Source organism: Vibrio genomosp. F10 str. 9ZD137, from assembly GCF_049974785.1.
Classification (GTDB): domain Bacteria; phylum Pseudomonadota; class Gammaproteobacteria; order Enterobacterales; family Vibrionaceae; genus Vibrio.
This window is the reverse complement of record NZ_JBNGCJ010000477.1, coordinates 1-3,292: the sequence shown is the minus strand read 5'-3', so window position 1 is coordinate 3,292 and position 3,292 is coordinate 1. Positions and strand designations below refer to the sequence as shown.

Annotated in this window: 5 protein-coding genes; 4 read left to right on the top strand and 1 reads right to left on the bottom strand. The window is 42.5% G+C overall.

The genetic code is table 11. The annotated features are described in order from the left end of the window. The 4 genes from ACP45E_RS11510 to ACP45E_RS11495 all read left to right on the top strand — a co-directional run. A partial coding sequence (locus ACP45E_RS11510; protein ID WP_069585029.1) for an amino acid ABC transporter permease occupies window positions 1-851 on the top strand: 851 nt, incomplete at its 5' end. Between the two features lie 22 nt (window positions 852-873). Continuing rightward, window positions 874-1,638 (top strand): amino acid ABC transporter ATP-binding protein, encoded by a 765-nt coding sequence (locus tag ACP45E_RS11505; protein ID WP_017034229.1) that lies wholly within the window; start codon window positions 874-876, stop codon window positions 1,636-1,638. Between the two features lie 248 nt (window positions 1,639-1,886). Beyond that, window positions 1,887-2,552, top strand: a complete 666-nt coding sequence (locus tag ACP45E_RS11500) for a Bax inhibitor-1/YccA family protein (protein ID WP_026026721.1) — start codon at window positions 1,887-1,889, stop codon at window positions 2,550-2,552. A gap of 198 nt (window positions 2,553-2,750) precedes the next feature. Then, window positions 2,751-3,080: a TusE/DsrC/DsvC family sulfur relay protein gene (locus tag ACP45E_RS11495; RefSeq protein ID WP_017034227.1), complete on the top strand. Its 330-nt coding sequence runs from the start codon at window positions 2,751-2,753 to the stop codon at window positions 3,078-3,080. A 29-nt stretch (window positions 3,081-3,109) separates the two neighbouring features. Here the strand turns inward: ACP45E_RS11495 and ACP45E_RS11490 are convergent. Beyond that, window positions 3,110-3,292 (bottom strand): acylphosphatase (locus tag ACP45E_RS11490; protein ID WP_069585027.1); only part of this gene is annotated, 183 nt, incomplete at its 5' end.

Below are 3,292 nucleotides of genomic sequence, written 5' to 3'. Positions count from 1 at the left end.
GGGACCAGTTTATGTATGGCTTCTACCCTGAAGCAGAACTATGGCGCCCTCGCCTTTTCTACATCACGCTGGCTATCTTCGTAGGTCTACTTGCTTACGAAAAAACGCCTAAGCGAACGTGGATCTGGCTGTTCTTTGTCAACGTCTACCCGTTTCTGATCGCAGGCCTACTTTACGGTGGTGTGTTTGGATTGGAAGTTGTCGATACACACAAATGGGGCGGATTGCTGGTTACACTGATCATTGCACTGGTTGGTATTGTCGTATCACTGCCTATTGGTGTCGCTTTAGCATTAGGCCGCCGCTCTGAAATGCCGATCATCCGCAGTATGTGTACGGTTTACATTGAGATATGGCGTGGTGTACCACTGATTACCGTCTTGTTCATGGCGTCAGTAATGTTACCGCTTTTTCTATCCGAAGGGATGGAAACAGATAAACTCATCCGTGCGCTAGTCGGTGTGGTCTTGTTCAGTTCCGCCTATATGGCCGAAGTTATACGTGGTGGATTACAAGCGATACCTAAAGGTCAATACGAAGCAGCCGATGCATTGGGGTTAAGTTACTGGAAAAAAACAGGGTTAATTATCCTTCCCCAAGCACTGAAAATCACGATTCCATCAATCGTTAACACCTTCATTGGCTTATTTAAAGATACCAGTCTCGTTCTCATCATTGGTATGTTTGATGTATTGGGTATAGGGCAAGCCGCGAATACCGACCCTGAGTGGCTCGGATATTCAACAGAAAGTTATGTATTTGTCGCGTTAGTGTTCTGGGTGTTCTGTTTCGGCATGTCGAGATATTCGATATGGCTAGAAAACAAGCTTCACACCGGTCACAAACGATAATTAAGAAGATCAAGGACGTATTATGACGCAGCAATCAGACAACAACTCACAAGGTCTTATGATCGAGTTAAAAGACATGAACAAGTGGTACGGTGAGTTCCACGTTCTTAAAAACATTAATTTAGAAGTTAAAAAAGGCGAAAAAATTGTCATCTGTGGGCCATCAGGTTCAGGAAAATCAACAATGATTCGTTGTATCAACCGCTTAGAAGAGCACCAAAAAGGCCATATCTTTGTTTCGGGTAATGAATTGACTGAAGACTTAAAAAACATTGAAGCCGTGCGCCGTGATGTTGGCATGTGTTTTCAGCACTTCAACTTGTTCCCGCATTTGACCGTGCTAGAAAATTGCACATTAGCGCCAATTTGGGTTAAAAAAATGCCGAAAGATGAAGCTGAAGCCATTGCGATGAAGTTTCTTGAGCGGGTAAAAATACCAGAACAAGCCGATAAATACCCTGGACAGTTGTCTGGTGGACAACAGCAACGTGTGGCTATTGCCCGCTCTTTGTGCATGAATCCACAAGTTATGCTGTTTGATGAACCGACATCTGCACTGGATCCAGAAATGGTTCGTGAGGTACTGGATGTAATGGTTGAGCTCGCAGAAGAAGGGATGACCATGCTTTGTGTAACCCATGAAATGGGTTTTGCCAAAGAAGTGGCAGACCGAGTGATATTCATGGATGCCGGTGAAATTATTGAAGAAAACAACCCCGTTGATTTCTTTGAGAACCCGCAATCAGATCGAACTCAGAACTTCCTGGCTCAGATTTTACATCATTAAAGGCGCTGATTTCCGTGCATTAAAGATGCTGTGTGTGCAAATCCATGTATTGGGTTTGCACACACTCAGAGAAAGAGGTGATAATAGTCACCTCTTTTTTTAGTTATATTGTGTTACATCTTTTGAAGTACACAACTCGCTATTTTCTATTATTATTTTATTTAACGTTAGTTACATCATGGGTTGATTTTTTACACCAACGCCCCCATAAGTAGACTTATCAAGATAAACTCTTCACGAGGAAGATTATGAACAGTCCTATGTTTACTCGCACTTCAACTCAAGAAAGTGCCCTACAAACAAATAAAGTTTTGCGTAACACTTACGCACTTCTTTCCATGACTTTGCTATGGTCTGCGGTTGTTGCAGGCGCATCGATGGCAATGAACCTTCCACACCCTGGCTTTATCATCATGCTAGTCGCGTTTTATGGCCTTCTATTCATGATTGAAAAAAACCGTAACAATGGTTTGGGTCTAGGTCTAACATTCGTTTTTACTGGTTTCCTCGGTTATACCACAGGGCCAATCTTAAACATGTACTTAGGCGCTGGAATGGGTGACGTTATCGTTACTGCATTAGGTGGTACAGCATTGTCATTTATCGCTGCGTCAGCATACGCATTAACGACTAAACGCGATCTATCAATGATGGGTGGTTTAATGCTGTCGTTGTTCGTCGTACTAATAGTCGGCGTAGTTGCAAGCATCTTCATCCAGTCAACTATTTTAAGCCTTGCATTGAGCAGCCTATTCATCGTGTTCTCTACAATGGCGATATTAATGACAACTCAAAGCATCATTCGTGGTGGTGAGACAAACTATATCTCAGCAACGGTTACTTTGTATGTGTCGATCTACAACATCTTTATCAGCCTATTGAGCATCCTAGGCATTATGAACAATAATGACTAACATGCTTTGATATTCACAGTTATGTGAATTGAGAGTGATAAACATTGAAACCCAAGGACATCGTTCTTGGGTTTTTTCGTGTAGTTAGCCATTTTTCGTTGCAGCGAACAAGTTACTTGAGTTTATCAAGCAAGCTAAGGTACCCTAGCCGCGTTTTCGAATCACTGTATACAATTCACTGCTAAGTAAGTACGTCTTATGTTTATATTTAACGACAAAGAAATTCAAACCGATGCCCAGGGGTACCTGCTTAATCATTCAGATTGGGAAGAAGGCATGATCACTATCCTTGCCAAAGAAGAAGGCATTGACATCACGGATGCTCACCTAGAAGTTATCCATTTTGTTCGAGATTTTTACATAGAGTTCAATACCTCTCCGGCGGTACGCATGTTGGTCAAAGCGATGGAAAAAGCACACGGCCCAGAGAAAGGAAACAGTAAGTATCTCTTTAAGCTGTTCAAAAAAGGCCCAGCAAAACAAGCCACTAAACTGGCTGGATTACCAAAACCGGCGAAGTGCCTGTAAAGTTAAAGCTTGGTTCACAGAACGGTCGATTAGCTGATTCTAAAGTCATGAAAAGGAGGAGCAATAGCTGCCTCCATTTTTACTTCAGAAACATTTGACAACCGTGGCCCTTTCCTTAACCAATCGCTCAATTCATTCAGCTTTTTATCACTGCCAATCGCGACAACCTCAACCTCTCCATTCGCCATATTTCTCACGTAGCCAGTGATGTT

What these genes read in the sequence shown, in the direction of transcription:
- ACP45E_RS11495 (WP_017034227.1), top strand. Translation starts at nt 2,751, where the DNA reads ATGTTTATATTTAACGACAAAGAAATTCAAACCGATGCCCAGGGGTAC.
- ACP45E_RS11505 (WP_017034229.1), top strand. Translation starts at nt 874, where the DNA reads ATGACGCAGCAATCAGACAACAACTCACAAGGTCTTATGATCGAGTTA.
- ACP45E_RS11500 (WP_026026721.1), top strand. Translation starts at nt 1,887, where the DNA reads ATGAACAGTCCTATGTTTACTCGCACTTCAACTCAAGAAAGTGCCCTA.